Source organism: Streptomyces sp. NPDC002730, from assembly GCF_042888805.1.
In the GTDB taxonomy this organism is placed as follows: Bacteria; Actinomycetota; Actinomycetes; order Streptomycetales; family Streptomycetaceae; genus Streptomyces.
The window spans coordinates 214,038-231,064 of the sequence record NZ_JBIAQG010000016.1 but is presented as its reverse complement, the minus strand read 5'-3'; the positions used below and the strand labels follow the sequence as shown (position 1 = coordinate 231,064).

General features: G+C 71.4%; 13 protein-coding genes. 7 read left to right on the top strand and 6 right to left on the bottom strand.

Annotated elements, in window-relative coordinates:
- The first annotated feature begins 22 nt into the window (after nucleotides 1–22).
- The 6 genes from ACFYXH_RS35355 (at nucleotide 23) to glpK (ending at nucleotide 5,507) form a co-directional block, all read left to right on the top strand.
- Nucleotides 23–832, top strand: coding sequence for a M15 family metallopeptidase (locus tag ACFYXH_RS35355; RefSeq protein WP_389571933.1), 810 nt, complete (start codon nucleotides 23–25; stop codon nucleotides 830–832).
- Nucleotides 833–864: 32 nt separating this feature from the next.
- Nucleotides 865–1,212: an Mpo1-like protein gene (locus ACFYXH_RS35350; protein WP_389571930.1), complete on the top strand. Its 348-nt coding sequence runs from the start codon at nucleotides 865–867 to the stop codon at nucleotides 1,210–1,212.
- Between the two features lie 65 nt (nucleotides 1,213–1,277).
- Entirely contained in the window at nucleotides 1,278–1,709 is a 432-nt protein-coding gene (locus ACFYXH_RS35345) for a Zn-ribbon domain-containing OB-fold protein (RefSeq protein ID WP_389571975.1), read from the top strand.
- Nucleotides 1,706–2,896 carry a lipid-transfer protein gene (locus ACFYXH_RS35340; protein ID WP_389571927.1) on the top strand — a complete coding sequence of 397 codons (1,191 nt, stop codon included), beginning with the start codon at nucleotides 1,706–1,708 and terminating at the stop codon, nucleotides 2,894–2,896. Before ACFYXH_RS35345 ends, ACFYXH_RS35340 begins: the two co-directional genes overlap by 4 nt.
- A 304-nt stretch (nucleotides 2,897–3,200) precedes the next feature.
- Complete coding sequence (locus ACFYXH_RS35335; protein ID WP_389571924.1) at nucleotides 3,201–3,962, top strand: MIP/aquaporin family protein; 762 nt, start codon at nucleotides 3,201–3,203, stop codon at nucleotides 3,960–3,962.
- Nucleotides 3,963–3,992: 30 nt separating this feature from the next.
- Entirely contained in the window at nucleotides 3,993–5,507 is a 1,515-nt protein-coding gene (gene glpK / locus ACFYXH_RS35330) for a glycerol kinase GlpK (RefSeq protein WP_385308643.1), read from the top strand.
- A 136-nt stretch (nucleotides 5,508–5,643) separates the two neighbouring features.
- Here the strand turns inward: glpK and ACFYXH_RS35325 are convergent, their stop codons facing one another.
- From ACFYXH_RS35325 to ACFYXH_RS35310, 4 genes are read right to left on the bottom strand one after another with little or no spacing between them, the layout of a single operon-like run.
- Complete coding sequence (locus tag ACFYXH_RS35325) at nucleotides 5,644–6,249, bottom strand: ATP/GTP-binding protein (RefSeq protein ID WP_385308641.1); 606 nt, start codon at nucleotides 6,247–6,249, stop codon at nucleotides 5,644–5,646.
- A complete protein-coding gene (locus ACFYXH_RS35320; RefSeq protein WP_362679657.1) occupies nucleotides 6,230–6,634 on the bottom strand; it encodes a DUF742 domain-containing protein in 405 nt (134 codons plus the stop codon). Before ACFYXH_RS35320 ends, ACFYXH_RS35325 begins: the two co-directional genes overlap by 20 nt.
- A 9-nt stretch (nucleotides 6,635–6,643) precedes the next feature.
- Complete coding sequence (locus tag ACFYXH_RS35315; RefSeq protein ID WP_389571919.1) at nucleotides 6,644–7,099, bottom strand: roadblock/LC7 domain-containing protein; 456 nt, start codon at nucleotides 7,097–7,099, stop codon at nucleotides 6,644–6,646.
- Nucleotides 7,096–9,858 carry a nitrate- and nitrite sensing domain-containing protein gene (locus ACFYXH_RS35310; protein ID WP_389571916.1) on the bottom strand — a complete coding sequence of 921 codons (2,763 nt, stop codon included), beginning with the start codon at nucleotides 9,856–9,858 and terminating at the stop codon, nucleotides 7,096–7,098. Before ACFYXH_RS35310 ends, ACFYXH_RS35315 begins: the two co-directional genes overlap by 4 nt.
- 414 nt (nucleotides 9,859–10,272) lie before the next feature.
- Here ACFYXH_RS35310 and ACFYXH_RS35305 point away from each other — a divergent pair, with 414 nt between their 5' ends.
- Entirely contained in the window at nucleotides 10,273–10,713 is a 441-nt protein-coding gene (locus tag ACFYXH_RS35305; protein WP_389571914.1) for a hypothetical protein, read from the top strand.
- A 41-nt stretch (nucleotides 10,714–10,754) separates the two neighbouring features.
- Here ACFYXH_RS35305 and ACFYXH_RS35300 read toward each other — a convergent pair whose 3' ends face one another.
- Entirely contained in the window at nucleotides 10,755–16,073 is a 5,319-nt protein-coding gene (locus ACFYXH_RS35300; protein WP_389571911.1) for a hypothetical protein, read from the bottom strand.
- A 34-nt stretch (nucleotides 16,074–16,107) separates the two neighbouring features.
- Nucleotides 16,108–17,007, bottom strand: coding sequence for a hypothetical protein (locus ACFYXH_RS35295; protein ID WP_389571908.1), 900 nt, complete (start codon nucleotides 17,005–17,007; stop codon nucleotides 16,108–16,110).
- Between the last annotated feature and the right edge of the window lie 20 nt (nucleotides 17,008–17,027).

Genomic DNA, 17,027 nt, shown 5'->3' with positions numbered 1-17,027 from the left:
GGAACTGGTAAACGGTGGGCGCATGACTGGACTTGCTTCCGCGTTCCGCGCCTTCGGGGCGACGGCCGCCGCTCTCCTCGCCATCACCGCGGCCACCACCCCCATGGCGCAGGCCCATCCTGAACCGAAGGCTCCGAAGGAGTTCGTGGCGCTGCGTACCGTGGACCCGACGATCATCCAGGAGATGCGCTACAAGACCGTGCACAACTTCGTGGGCGAGCCGGTGGACGGCTACCGCCAGCCGCTCTGCATCGTCACCCGGCCCACCGCGCAGGCGTTGCACCGGGCGCAGTCGAAGCTGCTGCGGCAGGGCTACTCACTGAAGGTGTACGACTGCTACCGGCCCCAGCGGGCCGTCGACCACTTCGTGCGGTGGGCGAAGGACCTCGAGGACGAGGCGATGAAAAAGGAGTTCTATCCTCAAGTCGACAAGTCGCGACTGTTCGAGGACGGTTACATAGCGGAGAAGTCCGGGCACAGCCGGGGCAGCACGGTCGATCTCACCATCGTGAAGCTGCCGGCCCTGCCCACCAGGCCCTACGTCCCCGGCGAGCGTCTCGTCCCGTGCTACTCGCCGAAGTCCGAGCGTTTCCCGGACAATTCCGTCGATATGGGGACCGGCTTCGACTGCTTCGACACGTTGTCGCACACCGATGACCCCAGGATTGGGGGCAAGCAGCGCGCCAACCGGCAGTTGCTGAAGAGCACCCTGAGCGCGGTCGGCTTTGTGAACCTTCCCGAGGAGTGGTGGCACTTCACCTTCAAGCCGGAGCCCTTCCCCGACACCTTCTTCGACTTCCCCGTGGCGCGGCGTTCGGTCGCCGGGCACTGACGGTTCTCCGGCCGAGGGATTACGGTGCCGATATGGCGCAGCAGACATTTGATTCGTACGAGGAGTTCTGGCCCTACTACGTCGCGATGCATTCGAGGTCCGCGACCCGCTGGGTCCATCTGACCGGCACGCTGACCGGCCTTGCGGTGAGCGCGTACGGGCTGGCGCGCGGGCGGAAGCGGTATGCGGCCGCCCTGCCGCTGATCGGTTACGGGACGGCCTGGCCGGCCCATTTCTTCATCGAGAAGAACAACCCCGCCACCTTCGGGCATCCCGCCTGGTCGCTGCGGGGCGACATGCAGATGATCCGGATGATGCTGGCGGGCCGGGACGGCGAACTGGCCGAGATCGCCGCCAAGTGGCTCGCCGAGAACCGCTGACCGTGGCACACTTCTGACGTTCCGTCAGATTGCGGTGCCGGGGAGGAACCTTGACGCGCACGCCCGTGGTGGCCGGATGGTTCGCACAGGACAGCGGTGAGGAGGACTTCCGCCTGCTGGGCACCCGCTGTACGGCCTGCTCATCGGTCTTCTTCCCGCGCGAGGACTCGTACTGCCGCAACCCGGCCTGCACGGGCGGCGAGTTGGCGGAGGTGCCGCTCTCCAAGCGGGGACGGGTGTGGTCGTACACGGACGGGCGCTACCGCCCCCCGGCGCCGTACGTGTCCGACCCGGAAGCGGAGTGGGAGCCGTACGCGCTTCTCGCCGTCGAGCTCGAGGCCGAGCGGATGGTCGTCCTCGGTCAGGCCGTGCCGGGGGTGACCGTCGCGGAGCTGGCGGTCGGCATGGAGGTCGAGGTCGTACCGGGTGTGCTCAACGAGGACGCGGAGACCGTCTGGACGACCTGGCACTGGCGGCCCGTGGGGGCGGCGTCATGACCGGCGACGTGGCGGTCCTCGGGGCCGGAATGCACCCCTGGGGCAAATGGGGCCGCAGCTTCGTCGAGTACGGCACGGCCGCGGCCAGGGCCGCGCTGGCCGACGCCGGGATCGACTGGCGGCAGGTGCGTTCGGTGGTCGGCGCGGACACGATGCGCTGCGGCTATCCCGGGTATGTGGCGGGGGCGACGTTCGCACAGGCGCTGGGCTGGCAGGGGGCACGCGTCACCAGCGTCTACGCGGCGTGCGCCTCGGGCGCGCAGGCGATCAACACCGCACGCTCCCAGATCCTGGCCGGGATGGCCGACGTGGTGCTGGTGGTGGGTGCGGACTCGGCGCCGAAGGGTTTCTTCGCACCCGCCGGGGGCGATCGGCCGGACGATCCGGACTGGCTGCGCTTCCGGGTGCTCGGCGCGACCAACCCCGCGTACTTCGGGCTCTACGCCCGCCGCCGTATGGCTCTGTACGGGGACACTCCCGAAGACTTCGCGCTGGTCAAGGTCAAGAACGCGGCGGCGGGCGCGCTCAACCCCAACGCCCGCTACCGCAAGACCGTTTCGGTCGAGGACGTCGCCGCCTCCGCGGTGGTCGCCGATCCGCTGCGGCTGCTCGACATCTGCGCGACCTCCGACGGCGCGGCCGCGCTGGTGCTGACCAGCATGGACTTCGCGCGTCGGCAGGGGGCCGCCGACCCGGTCCGTATCCGCGCCGTCTCCACCGTCACGCCGACCTATCCGAAGGCCGTACTCGACCTTCCGGACATCGCGACCGACTCGGCGGCCGCCGTGGACCCCTTCCCGCACTCCTTCCGCGCCTCGATCGCGCTGGCGGCGTACGAGGAGGCGGGCATCGGGCCCGACGACCTCTCGCTCGCCGAGGTGTACGACCTGTCCACCGCGCTGGAGCTGGAGTGGTACGAGGACATCGGTCTGTGCCGGGCGGGTGAAGGAGCCAAGCTCGTACGCGAAGGCGCCACAGCACTCGGCGGGCGCATCCCGGTGAACGTCAGCGGCGGGCTGGCGTCCTTCGGCGAAGCCGTGCCCGCCCAGGCCATCGCGCAGGTCTGCGAGCTGACCTGGCAGCTGCGCGGTGCGGCCGGAGAGCGCCAGGTGACCGGTGCCCGCGCCGGGATCACCGCGAACCAGGGGCTGTTCGGCCATGGTTCGGCGGTCGTCGCTGTTCGCTGAGCGGACCTGCCAGGCGTACTCCCGCTGCCTTACGTTCCCCGCTAGCGTGTCAACGCACCGTTCGTGAACTGCACTTGCTGTCAACGACCTTGACGACCCATCACGGCCGGTGAACACTGCCTCATCGTCGGCATCGCCGCACTTCGGCACGCTCACCACGCTCGTCACGGACATCGGACGGGGTATGGACTCCCCTGCCTTCGGATCCGTAGCCATGGAACGCCATGGAGCACGAACGCCATGGAGCACGCACCCTGCACGGAGGACCGTGGCAGGGCCCCCGGGCGAGGGCCTAGGAGTTGCCATGAGCAATGGAGACATTTTCGTCGGTGAAGTCATCGGCACCGCGATACTCATCCTCTTCGGCGCGGGCGTCTGCGCCGCCGTCACCCTCCATCACTCCAAGGCGAAGGCCGCAGGCTGGGTCGTCATCGCCTTCGGCTGGGGTTTCGGTGTGCTGGCGGGCGCGTACACCGCCGCTCCGCTGTCGGGCGGTCATCTCAATCCGGCCGTGACACTGGGCGTCGCCGTGGACACCGGGGAGTGGAGCAAGGTTCCGCTGTACATTCTCGGACAGATGGTCGGCGCGATCCTCGGCGCCGTACTCGCCTATCTCGTCTACTTCGCGCAGTTCCAGGCCAACGCGGACGAGAAGAACGCGCAGCCCACGCTCGGGATCTTCTCGACCGGTCCGGAGATCCGCAATCCTGCCGCCAACCTGATCACCGAGATCATCGCGACGATCGGTCTGGTGCTCCCGCTACTCGCCTTCGGCAAGAACGACGGCATCGGCATCGGCCAGATCCCCGGGCAGGACGCCGGGATCTACGGCTCCGGCATCTCCATCCTGCTGGTGTCGCTGCTGGTCGTCGGCATCGGTCTGTCACTCGGCGGGCCGACCGGCTACGCCATCAACCCGGCTCGCGACCTGGGGCCGCGCATCACCCACGCACTGCTGCCGATCCCCAACAAGGGATCCTCCGACTGGGGTTACGCCTGGGTGCCGGTGGCCGGACCCGTGATCGGCGGGCTGCTGGCCGGCCTCATCTTCAACGCAGCCTTCTAGGCCTTCCGGCCTCATCAACAAGGGGACGTCATGACGGACAGGTTCGTCGCCGCAATCGACCAGGGCACCACGTCCAGCCGCTGCATCATCTTCAACCAGGACGGCGCGATCGTCGCCGTCGACCAGCGTGAGCACCGCCAGATCTTCCCCAAGCCCGGCTGGGTGGAGCACGACGCCACCGAAATCTGGTCCAAGGTCCAGGCCGTGGTGGCGGGGGCCATCGCCAAGGCCGGGCTGCGCGCCGACCAGCTCAGCGCGCTCGGCATCACCAACCAGCGGGAGACGACGGTCCTGTGGGACCGGGCGACCGGCAAGCCGGTGCACAACGCGATCGTCTGGCAGGACACCCGTACCGCCGCGCTCTGCCATGAACTGGGCGGCACGGACGGGCAGGACCGCTTCCGCGACACGACGGGACTGCCGCTCGCCAGCTACTTCTCCGGGCCGAAAGCGGCCTGGCTGCTGGACAATGTGCCCGGGCTGCGCGGCCGGGCCGAGCGCGGTGAGATCGCCTTCGGCACCATCGACTCCTGGCTGATCTGGAACCTCACCGGCGGTACCGACGGCGGCGTCCATGTCACCGATGTGACCAACGCTTCGCGCACCATGCTGATGAACCTGCAGAGCCTCGAGTGGGATCCGGCGATCCTGTCGGCGATGAATGTGCCGCAGGCGATCCTTCCCGAGATCAAGTCCTCGGCGGAGGTGTACGGGACGGCAGTCGGCCAGCTGTCGGGCGTGCCGGTGGCATCCGCTCTCGGCGACCAGCAGGCCGCGATCTTCGGGCAGGCCTGCTACGACACCGGCACGGCCAAGAACACCTACGGCACCGGCAGCTTCCTGCTGCTCAACACCGGCAACCGGCCCGTGGCCTCGAAGAGCGGGCTGATCACCACCCTGGGCTACAAGATCGGCGAAGAGGCGCCGGTGTACTGCCTGGAGGGGTCGATCGCGATCACCGGCGCTCTGGTGCAGTGGTTCCGGGACCAGCTCGGCATCATCCGCAGCGCGGACGAGATCGAGACGCTGGCGGCGAGTGTGGACGACAACGGCGGGGCGTACATCGTCCCGGCGTTCTCCGGGCTCTTCGCCCCGTACTGGCGCTCCGACGCGCGTGGTGTGATCACCGGCCTGACCAGGTATGTCACCAAGGCGCACCTGGCGCGGGCGGTGCTGGAGGCGACCAGCTGGCAGACACGTGAGGTCGTCGACGCGATGTACCAGGACTCCGGGGTGCAGATCACCACGCTCAAGGTGGACGGTGGCATGACGTCCAACAATCTGCTGATGCAGCATCAGGCGGACGTGCTGGGGGTGCCGGTGATCCGGCCGAAGGTCTCCGAGACGACCTGTCTGGGGGCGGCGTACGCGGCGGGGCTGGCGACCGGCGTCTGGTCCGACCTCGACGAGCTCAAGGCGCACTGGAAGCGCGATGTGGAGTGGTCACCGCGGATGGAGGCGCAGATCCGCGAGCGCGAGTACCACAACTGGCGTAAGGCGGTGGAGCGGAGCTTCGGCTGGGAGGAGGACGGCGGCCAGTCCTGAGGCGGCGCGTTGACGACTCGGCGCTCTTGAGCGGGCGATCCTGAGCCGGCCGCAACGAGCTCACGGCCCGTACCCCAGTCGGTGGGGGTACGGGCCGTGTCTCTGCCGGGTCCGCCGGGCTCAGGTGGTGGCGAGCTCAGGTGGTGGCGTGCTCGCGCTGCCGGTCGGCTCGGGTCAGGGCGTGCTCCACCACCGCCACCAGCACCTCCTTGACCGACTCGCGTTCACGGGCGTCGGTCATCAGCAGCGGCACCTCGGAGTCGAGGTCCAGCGCGGCACGCACGCTCTCGCCGGGGAAACGGCCTGCCCCTTCGAAGCAGTTGACGGCCACGGTGAACGGGATGCCACGGCGTTCGAAGTAGTCGATCGCCGCGAAGGAGTCCTCCAGGCGGCGGGTGTCGGCGAGGACGACCGCGCCCAGCGCGCCCTGCGCCAGCTCGTCCCAGAGGAACCAGAAACGGTCCTGCCCCGGTGTGCCGAAGAGATACAGCACCAGGTCCTCGCGGAGCGTGATGCGTCCGAAGTCCATGGCGACCGTGGTGGTCGTCTTGTTCTCGACACCTTCGATGTCGTCGACGGGCCGGCCGGCCTCGCTCAGCGTCTCCTCGGTACGCAGCGGTCTGATCTCGCTGACCGCGCCCACCAAGGTTGTTTTGCCCACGCCGAATCCGCCTGCCACCAGGATCTTCAGCGTCACCGGTTCGACGGGTGGCTTTCGGCGGCTAGAGCGCCCGAAGACCATTGATCACCTCGCGGAGAATGCTCACGTCCGGCAGTTCGGCCGGCGGAACGGGACGGGTTACATGCACCAGTGCGTCCTCGACGAGATCGCCGACCAGGACGCGGACCACTCCGACGGGAAGGTCAAGGATGGCCGCGAGTTCGGCTATCGACTGAGGGGTGTCGCCACAGCGCTCGACTATTTCGACATGCTCCGGGGAGAGCAACTGGTCGCGGCCGGGGTCGTCGGCCGCGAGCTCCGGGACGACCAGAGCAATCAGGTCGAGGCGGTGACGGGTCGCGCTGCTGGTCCGTCCGCGGGTCATCGCGTACGGACGGACTACGGGGCCCGCTTCGGCATCGAAGAAGTGGTGGGGCTGCTGAGCGTACTGAGCTGACTCACTCATGCCATCCACTCACCCTCCGGTGCGCAGACCGGCCCGGGGCGCGGTGGTGAGGTGGACGCCGACCCGCTTGACCATGAGCGTCATCTCGTACGCGACCTGGCCGACGTCGGAGTCGGAGTCGGCGAGCACGGCCAGACAGCTGCCGTCGCCCGCCGCCGTGACGAACAGGAAGGCCTCGTCCAGCTCCACGACGGTCTGCCGGACCCTGCCGGCCTCGAAGTGGCGGCCGACGCCTTTGGCGAGGCTGTGGAATCCCGAGGCGACGGCGGCGAGATGCTCGCTGTCCTCACGGGTGAGGTCCCGGGAGGTGCCGGTGGCCAGTCCGTCGCTGGAGAGCACCAGTGCCTTACGGATGCTGGCGACGCGGTCGACCAGCTCGTCGAGGAGCCAGTTGAGCTCGCCGGAGCCGTTGATGGTGGGATGGGCGCCGTGGGCGCTGGATGCTGCGGCGTGCGGTGCGGTCATCGACCGTCCCCCTCAGATGTCGTTCTTGGTGCGGTCTCGCCGGGGCCGGTGGCCTGGTCGGTGGCCTCGGCCTCTTCGGCGTTCTGCAGGCGGCCGCGCTGCCAGCCTCGCTGCATTGAAGCCATGCGGGTGCGTACTTGTTCCGCGTCCCGCTCGATGTCCTGTTCGGTTGCCGGTGCGGGCGGCTGCCCGGCGGCGCCGGACGTCTCCCTGAGCTGGGGGGCGAGGCTGGCCTGGCGGACCCGACGGGGCAGGCCGTCGAGCGTGGCCGGGGCCGGTTCCGCAGCGGGCCGCGGTGTCGATTCCGGAGTGGGGTGCGGTGCCGGTGTCGGTTCCGGAGTGGGTGCGGGTACCGGGGTGGGTGCCGGCCAGGCCGCGGGGCGTGGATCGGGGGCGGGCGCGAGTGGAGGCTCCGCGCTGCGCCCGGGGCCGGGAGCCGGGGCAGGGTGGGCCCGGCCCCGCTCGTCGACCCTGCGGCCGTGGTCGGAGACCAGGGTCGGAGGCTTGCGGCGTGGCAGTGGCACCGGGCCGCCGATCTGCCCGGGCGACTGGTCCCGCGCCTGCTGGTGCTGCTCGTCCGGGGTTTCGCGACGACGGTCCCGGGCGCGGGCACGGAAGATTCCGCCGCGTTCGCTCTCCGTGTCCTCGATGTCGGCGATGGAGTCGCCTCTGCCGAGCACCGGCCGGTCGTCGAAGCCCAACGCACCGACGGGCGCCTCCAGTTCGACGGGTCCGTCCAGGAGCGTGGAGCCGCTGAGACCGGTGGGGACCTGGGCGAGCGTCGCGAGCTTGCCGTCGCTGCCGCGGCGTCCGGCCGCGCTCTCGCTCTTGCGGTCGAGGCGGAAGCCGGTGCCCTGGGTCTCCGGAGCCTCGGTGAGCAGGGCTGCGGGGATGAAGACGACCGCGGTGGTCCCGCCGTACGGGGAGGGCTGCAGCGAGACCCGGACGTTCTGGCGCTGGGCAAGCCGGCTGACGACGAAGAGGCCGAGCCGGTCGGTGTCGGAGAGTTCGAACTCGGGGGTCTCGGCGAGCCGTAGATTCGCGTCCAGCAGCCCTTCCGGGGCCATGCCCAGGCCCCGGTCGTGGATTTCGAGCGTGAAGCCGTTGGCCACCCGCTCACCGTGCACCTGGACGGCGGTGTGCGGGGGCGAGAACACCGTGGCGTTCTCGAGGAGTTCGGCGATGAGGTGAGTGAGGTCGGCGACCGCCGGACCGCCGACACCGATACGCGGCAGCCGGCGCACCTCGATGCGCTCGTAGTCCTCGACCTCGGCGACCGCGGCCCGTACGACGTCCATCAGCTGGATCGGCTTGCGCCACTGGCGGGACGGGGCGGCGCCGGAGAGGATCACCAGGCCCTCGGCGTGCCGGCGCATACGGGTGGTGAGGTGGTCGAGGCGGAACAGGTCAGCGAGTTCCTCGGTGTCCTCGGTGCGCCGCTCCATGGTGTCGAGGAGCGTGAGCTGGCGGTGCAGGAGGACCTGGTTGCGGCGGGCGAGATTGACGAAGACCTCGGAGACTCCGCGGCGCATCTCGGCCTGGCGGACGGCGGCCTCGACGGCTGCCCGCTGCAGGGTGTTGAGCGCCTGGCCCGCCTGGCCTATCTCGTCCTTGTCGTAGTCGAGGCGCGGGGCTTCGGTCTCGACGTCGACATGCTCGCCGGCTGCGAGGCGGCGCATCACGCTGGGGAGGCGGACGCCGGAGACCTCGTGGGCCTCCTTGCGCAACCGGGAGAGGTCGCGGACCAGGTCCCGGCCGATGCGTACGGAGACGATCACCGAGACGAGGAGGGCGAGGAAGCCCAGTACGCCGGCGATACCCGCCTTGACGAAGACGCTGTACGCCGAGGGCTCGACCCGGTGCCGGTAGCGGACGTCCGCTTCGTTGGCCTCGCGGACGAGGTCGTCGAGGACGGGTGTGGCCGCGGCCTGCCAGCGTCCGGCTTCGGACGCGCCCGCGTCACCGACCGGGCCGGCCTGGATGAGGCGTTCCTCGGTGTCGCGCAGGGGCGCGGTCTTGGGGCTGCGCCAGTACTGCTCGTAGATCTCGCGTTCCTTGGCGGGCAGGACTTCGAGGTTGGTCTCGTAGTACAGCTCGCGCTTCGCCACGAAGTCGGAGAGCGAACGGATCTCATCGGCGGTGATCTTGCCGGTGGTCAGCGAGGAGGCGATCAACGCGTCCTCGCGGGACAGCATTTCGGCGGCGCGGACGAGGCCGACGAGTGCGCGGCCCTGGCGCTCCATGTCGACGTCGTCGAGGGCATGGAGTGTCAGCAGGAAGCTGTAGCAGGGGTCGACGAGCCGGTTGTAGAACTCCAGGGCCTGGCTGCGGGAGGCCGTGCCCGCCTCCACGGAGCGGCGCAGGGCGCCGAGGCCGTCGAGCGCGTCGAGGAGAGAGCTCAGCTTCTGCGAGGTGTCGGGCCGCATGTCCTCGCGGATTCCGGACTTCTCAATATTCGATTTGATCTTGGCCACGGCCCGGTCGGTGGCCTCGCGCCGATCGCGCAGGGAGGGCAGAGCGTCGGAAGCCCGGCGGTCGGCAAGGTAGATGAGCGTCTGGCGGCGCTCCTTCTGGATGACGATGGCGGTGTCCGCGACCGGATAACCGACCTTCTTCACCACGGAATTGACATCCAGAAGCTGACTGGCGTCCCGACCGGTCAGTACGGTGGCGAAGCCCCAGAGCGCGGTGAGGGAGACAAGCGGCACCAGCAACAACGCCACGATCTTCCGGCGGATGGACTTCCCGCGAAAGCGCATGGCCTCCCCCTGCTCAACCCCCGCACGGTGCGGGTGGTGTTCCGTCAACAAACGGCGTGAGCCTACTACTGTCACACGGACAACTCGAAGGCTCGTCCGGATGTTTTTCGGCCGACGACAGGCGCGTTGATCATGGGTTGTCCTGGTATTCGGGGAGATGGCATTCCGGCGTTGGCGGACCACACCTGGCGGCGCGTCATCTTTCGGACCGTCACAGATGGCTGGAATTCTTCGCTCTGCGGGAATCTTCCTGCCTGGTCAATCGTCATTCTGTACGGGGCTCGGGGATCCGCAGGCGCCGCACACATCACATTCGGCTCGACTTCACCCGGCTTTGGATTCGGCGGCCGGAGTAAAGCAGCGGAATCCGGGCAGCCACCCTGAAGTCGGACAGAGGTGGGAGTGACAGGGTCCATGGACACGGACGAGCGTCGCAGCGGGGTGCAGGCGACGAGTTATGCGAATGTCCCACGGCAGCTCTGGGTGGAGGAGCCGGCGGTGAGCCGGCGCATGGCCGATCCGGTCCGTACGGCAGCGGTCCGCGCGGTGATCATCGCTTCACTGACGATGATTCAGGGAATGGTCGCCTTTCTCTGCACGCTCACCGGGTCCTGGCTGGCCTTCCCGATGGTTCTCAGCAGCGTGGGCAGCACGGTGGTGGCGACGTGGGCGGTGCTGGACGTCTGGGTGACCCGCCAGGTGTGGAACCAGCGCAATGGCGTGGTGTCCATACCGAGCAGCACGGCACGGCAGCTGCGACGTGAGCGCCGCAGGACGCGGCGGACGGCCAGGGCGGCCGCCCGCCAGGCCGAGCGGATACGGCGAGGCGGCTCGGGCAGGCTCTCACAAGCCTGAACGGCCGTGCCTCGTGGGTGATGCGGAGCGGGCGGCGCCGCCTAGCCGACGGGGTCCGTGGCGGCCGGGGCGGCATCTTCCGGGTCCGTGGCGGGCTGGTGGGTGACGGCCGCATCCACGCTCGGCCGGTCGTTGGCAACCGGGTCCGTGGCGGGCTCCGCCGGGGGCGGGGTCCGCTTGAACATCCGGGTCGCGGTGATCTCGCCGTGCACCGACTCACCTGACGGGTCCTGCTGCGGCAGTCCGGGCCGCAGATGTTCTTCCACGCTGATGTACTTCAGGCCCGCGCGCAGATCGGCGTCGTTGCGCAGCCGGATGACCAGCGGGAATTCGGCGAGGGCCGTGGTGTCGAAGAGCCCGGTCGTATAGAGCAGCTGGACGCCCAGGGCATCGGAGACGGCGCGCTGGAGCTCCAGCAGATACGTCGCGTTGGCCCGGCCGATCGGGTTGTCGAGGAAGAGCGTGCCGGCGTGCCGGTGCTTGTCCCTGCCGCGGTCGTTGCTGCGCAGGGCGGCCATCGTGCAGTACAGGGCGATCGCCGCGGTGAGCAGCTGGCCGCCGGAGAAGACATCTCCCATCTGACCCACCGGGACCCGCTCGGCGCGCAGCACGGCGTCGGGCTTGAGGATCTCCACGGCGACACCCTTCGGCTGGAGCGCTGCCTGAACTCCGCGCAGCAGCAGGGACATTCCGTCCCTGCGGCCCTCCCCGTAGGTCGCGGTGGAGTTCTTCTTCACGGCGGCGCGGGTCGCCTCGTCGATGACCTCGCCGAGCCGCTCGGCGAGCGTCGTCTGGTCCGGCTCGTCGAAGCGGATCCGCAGGAACTCCTGCCCGGACCACTCACCCAGCCCCTCGGGAAGGCGCGAGAGCCGCTGCGCCGAACGCAGCGTCGTCAGCGCCGACTCCACCAGACCGCGCAGCCGGTCGACGATGGTGTCGCGGTTGCGCTCCAACTGCTCCAGCTCGTCGGTCAGTACGCGCAGCCGGGGCGCGAAGGCCTCCGCCCACTTCGCGGCGTGCTCGGGAAGGGATGCGGCGGGCAGCTCCCGGATCTGCTGGCGCGCGGGGGTGCGCACCTGCTCGTAGCGGGTGGAGTTGGCGTGCCGTACGAGGATGTCGCTCGCCTCCCGTACGGCTGCCTCGGCGGCCGAAAGGTCGGTGGCGCACCCGCGCAGCGAACGGCGGGCCTCGGCGGCGGAGTGCCGCGCCTCCTCCAGGCTGCCCGGGTAGGGATCCGGGTCCTGTGCCGTCTCCTCGTCCTGGCTGTGGTCCCGCAGCAGGTCGCGCAGCAGCGCGGCGGTCTCGTCGAAGCCGCCCGCCGCGTCCTCGGCCACCCGGTGTGCCTGGAGCAGGCCGCTGTGAGCTGCGCGGGCCGTCTCCAACGCGTCGGTACGGGAGGCCAGTTCGGCGGTGGCGGTACGCAGCTGGGCCTGGGCCTGCTCGGCGTCGGCGGGGACCAGGTCCTCGGGGAGCTCGGTGTGCGCCTCGCCGTCGGCGGGGGCCAGCCGCTCGGACTCGCCGCGCAGCCGGCCGAGCTTCTCGCTGGCTTCCGAGGCGCGCGACTCCAGCATCTGCACGAGCGACTCGGCGCGAGCGGCGGCTGCCTGGCGGGAGGGCCCGTCGGCACCGTCCGTACCCTCCAGGAGCTGCGCGGCGCGGGTGCGGACCTTGTTGGTGAGCCGGTCCAGCTCGGCGAGGGCCGCGCTCTCGTCGCTCTCGGCGCGGGCCTGCTCGGCGCGCAGGTCGGCGCCGACGCCCACCTTCTCGTACAGCTGGGAGGCAGCGCGGTAGGCCTCGCGCAGGGCGGGCAGCGCGGTGCGCGGCGCGTCCGGGTCCGCGTCGGGGAGGTTTTCGGGGGCACCGGCGATCTCGGCCCGCTCGGCGCGGAGGGCGCGAGCGGTACGGCGGGCGTCGTCACCGGCGCGCTGGGCGGCACGGCGGTCCTCGTCGGCGGCCTTTGCCCGCTCCAGGCAGGTCGCGGCTCGAGCCTCGGACTCGGCGGCCTCGTCGGCCAGTTCACGCAGTTTCACCTGCCAGCCGGCCCGCTCCCGGAGCCGGAAGGCGAGGCCCGCGAGCGCGTCGGCGGCGCGGCGGGCGCGCTGGGCCGTGTCCTGGCGCTCGTCCCGGACACGGGCCGCGTCCGCCGCGGCCTCGTCCGCCTCCGCGCGCACCGTACGGGCCCCGCTGAGCGTCGACTCTGCCTCCTCGGCGGCTTCGCGGGCCGTCTGCGCGCCCTGGGCGAGCTCGGCGAGCATGCCGGCGGGGCAGTCGTCGCGCCAGGAGCCGAGGCGGGCGGCGATCGAACGGTCTCCGGCGAGCCGGGCCGCCAGCGCGCGGATCTCCTCGTCCCGGGCGGCGGCCCGGGCCCGCAGCGCCTGCCGCTCCTCGTCGGCGGCGTGCTCGTCGTGCATGGCGGGGTTCGGCGGTACGAGGAACACCTCGCCGTTCTCGCCGCCGGTGCCGGGGCCGGGGCTCGGCACGGGCGCGAGCAGCGCGGCGGCGGTGCCGACGGCCACGGCGGAGCGGGGCAACAGCGCGGCTCCGGCGAGGACTTCGCGCGCGCGGGCGTGCGACGCCGGGTCGGTGATCACCACACCGTCGACCAGCTCGGGCCGAGCGGCGAGCACGGCGGCATGATCGGCCGGGTCGACGGCCTGCGCGAGGTAACGCCAGCCGGGGAGGGCGGGGATGCCGTGCTCACCGAGGTATTCGACAGTGGCGAGGACGTCGGGTCCCGGGGGCAGCAGCCCGCCGTCGCCCAGCGCGCCGAGGATGCGGGCGTCGTCGGCTGCGGCGGTACGCAGATCGAAGAGATTCCGTTCGGCGGAGGCGACGGACTGGTCGAGGAGCTCGCGCAACTCGTCGGCGAACCGGTCCAACTCGTCTGCGGTGAGGGGGCCTTCGTCGGCACGGAGGGGGGCAGTGACGACGGTGCGGGTGGGATGGGCTGCGGCGGGAATGCGACCGGCGGCCGGGTGACCCGACCCGTCGGGTCCGGCGAGCGCGTGAGCCATATGTCCCTCGGCTCGCGCGTCGGCGAGCGCGTGAGCCGGACGGGGGCTCGCGTGCCCGTGGTCCGCGCCGTGGGTGGCCGCTCGCCCGGCACCGGCTCCCGCCTGCCCGTGGCCGCCCGCCCCACCGGGCGCCTCGGAGACGGTGGGCTCCTGGTCCGTACGGGCAACGCCGTCACCGTAATCGGCCGCCGTGGGGCCGTGGTCCGCAACGGCTCCGGCCTGGGCGTGGGCTGAGCTCCCGCGCCCATCGGCGGACGACCCTCCGTCCGTACCGGCAACGCCACCGCCCGGCGCCGAGACCGACGGTTCCTGGCCTGCGGGCTCGGCTCGCAGCCCGTCGGCCGAGTGGCCCGCCGCCTGGGCGGCCGTCGCCCCATGCCCGGTAGCGGAGAGTCGCCCGTCGCCACCCGCGGCCTCCGGCGTTCCCCCGGCAGGAAGGTCACCACCCGATCCCGCCGCGCCCGAGTCCCGCCTCGGGGAGGGCACCACCGCCGGAGCCGATGGCGGCAGGCTGAGCAGCTCCGCCAGACGCTCGTCCTCGGCGATCGAGTCCGCCGCGCGGCGCTCCGCCTCGTACGCGTTCTCCGCGGCCAGCGCCGCGTCGGCCGCACGGGCCGCGGCCAGTTCCGCGCGCGCCTCCGCCGCGGCCGCCTCCTTCGCCCGGTCCGCCGTCGTACGCCCGGCCTCGCGGGCCGCGTCCCAGGCCGCGACCGCCGTCTTCTCCGCGTCGCTCGCCGCGAGCGCCGCTCGCGCCGGGTCGGCGTCGGGTGCGGTGTCGTCGAGCCAGCCGGCCCGTACCGCCTCGGCCGTCTCCTGCTCCACCTCGCTGAGCCGCTGGCGCAGATGACCGATCTCGCTGCGGGCGCGCTGTGCCTCGGTGGCGGCGACCGTGGCGTCGCGGTGGGCGGCCTCGCCCGCCTCCTGGAGCGCCGCGGAACGCTCCTCCTCCTCGTTGGCCACCCGCTCCCCGCCCTCGGCCGCGGCGTGCAGCGCGCGGACGAGATCGGCGGCGGCCGTGGCGCGGGCGGCGAGCGCCGGGGCCGCGTCCCGCTCGGCCTCACGGATCGCCGCGGCGACGCGCGCGGAGCGGTCGCCGGCGGCCCGGTGGCGCAGTACGGCTTCGGCGGCCTGCCAGGCGGAGTGCAGCGTGCGCGCGTCGGTCAGCTCACGGCGCTGTGCCGCGGCGCCCTTCTCCGCGACGGTGAGCGCCAACGAGGCGTGCCGGTAGGCGAGTTCCGCGGCGATGAGAGAGCTGCGGCTGCGCGCCTGCTCGGCCTCGGTGACCGTGTGTGCGGCCGAGGTGACCTGCTGGGCGAGGTCGCTCGTACGCCCGCGCTCCTCCGCGGCGCGGGCGGAGAGCCGACGTGCGAGCGTACGGGTGCGGCGTTCGGCGCCCGCGTGGATCTCGCGGGCCCTGGCGCGGGTCTCGGCCGCCTCCACGATCCGGCCGAGCAGATCCGCCGATCCCGCAGTGAAGTCGCGTTCGGCGGTGAGCTCCGCGCGGCGGCCGAGCTTGTTGCCGAAGCTGCTGACGAGGTCGGCAAGGCCGTCTGTGTCACGGGTGTCGGTGACGGCGCGCAGCAGCAGGTCGGTGAAGTCGGAGTCCTTCTTGACCGCGAAGAGTCCGGCCGCCTCGCCCTCGTCGGCGTTCATCTCCCGCTGGTAGCGGAACAGTTCGGGGTCGAGGCCGATGTCGCCGAGGTGCTCGTTCCAGCGGTCGTGGATCTCCTCCCAGTACACATCGAGGTGCGGATACGCCTTGCCGGCCTCGGTGATGGCGTCCCGGAAGCCCTTCATGGTGCGGCGGCGGCCACGCGCGCCCGATGCGCCCTCGACGGGTGGGCGGACGGTGGTGGCCTCGGCGACCGGGAGCGAGTCGAGGCTGAGGCCGGGGCCCGGCCGGAAGGAGTACCAGGCTTCCGCGAACTTCCGTGGGTCGTTGGAGACCTGGCGGCCCCGCCACTCGCTGACCTTGCCGACCACCACCAGCTCGCCGGTGAGCGTGTGCTGCCACTCCAGGGCGACATGCCCGCAGTCGTCGGCGAGCAGGAATTTGCGCAGTACGCCGGAGCTGGCGCCGCCAAGGGTGTTGCGGTGGCCGGGCAGCATCACCGAGAAGATCAGCTTCAGCAGTACGGACTTGCCGCCGCCGTTCTCCAGGAAGAGCACACCCGCGGGGGCGGGGCGGCGCGGCGGGCCGACCGGCTCCTCCTCGAAGAACTCCGCCTGGGCGGGAGCGGGGTGGGGCACGGGCTCGCCGACCCCGCGCAGGTCCAGCACGGTGTCGGCATAGCGCGCACCGGCGGGCCCGATGGAGTAGAGGCGTACCCGGGACAGCTCGTACATGGCGGCGGACTCTCGTCTTCGGCAGGTGGCAGGATCAGGCGTGGAAGGGCAGGCCGGCGTCGGCGGCCAGCTCCAGGTCGTCCGCGTCGGGCGGCGGCACGAGCGTGGCGGTGCCGTCGCTGACCGGTACGACGCCGAGCTCGAGCAGCTCGGCCATGGCCGCGCTGCCCGCCATGTCGCGTACCTGCAACTGGTAGCGGGCGGTGGTGCGGTACGCGCCTCCGGCGTCGTCACCGGTGCGCTGGAGGAAGCCCGAGTCGGTGAGGAAAGCGACGGCCTTGCCGACGATGCCGGTGGTGGATCCGGCGAGACGGCGCGCGTCCTTGGTGGCGCCGGTGGCGCTGCGCCGTGCGTAGATCCGCCAGGCCGCTTCCAGGCCCGGGGCTTCAGTGGCGGGGTCGGTGTTCTCGCCCTGCTCCTCGGCGCGCTCCTCGAGGCGGCGGCAGGCCTGGCGGACGAAGGCATCGACGCCGTTGACGGTGATCCGGCCGATGTACCCGTCGTCGGCGAGGTCTTCGGGGCGCGGGAACGCCATGGCGGCGACGGCGAGATGTGCCAGGCCGTGCAGGAAGCGGTCGGCGGAGTCGGCGGACGTGCGCCGGGCGTAGTCGCCCATGCGGACGGCGAAGACCGAGTCCTCACCGGCGGCCACGGCCATGCCGGCGCGCGGGGAGACTTCGAGGACGACGAGGCCGAGGCCGGTGGCGACAGCGTCGGCGAGCCGGGCGAAGGCGGCGTCTTCGCGGTAGCGGCGCAGCAGTTCGGCGTACTCGGCGTCGCGTGCGGGCAGCAGCTTGGGCTGCAGCCCGAAGGAGACGAGTCGAGCGGCGTCGGCCGCGTCGGCGGGCGTGACCGCGGTCGGGGTGGCCGGGCCCGACTCCTCATGGACGTCCGCCTCACGCCACTCGTGCTGTTCGGCGTGGTGGTCGGTCACTGGTGCTCCTGCGGAAGGTC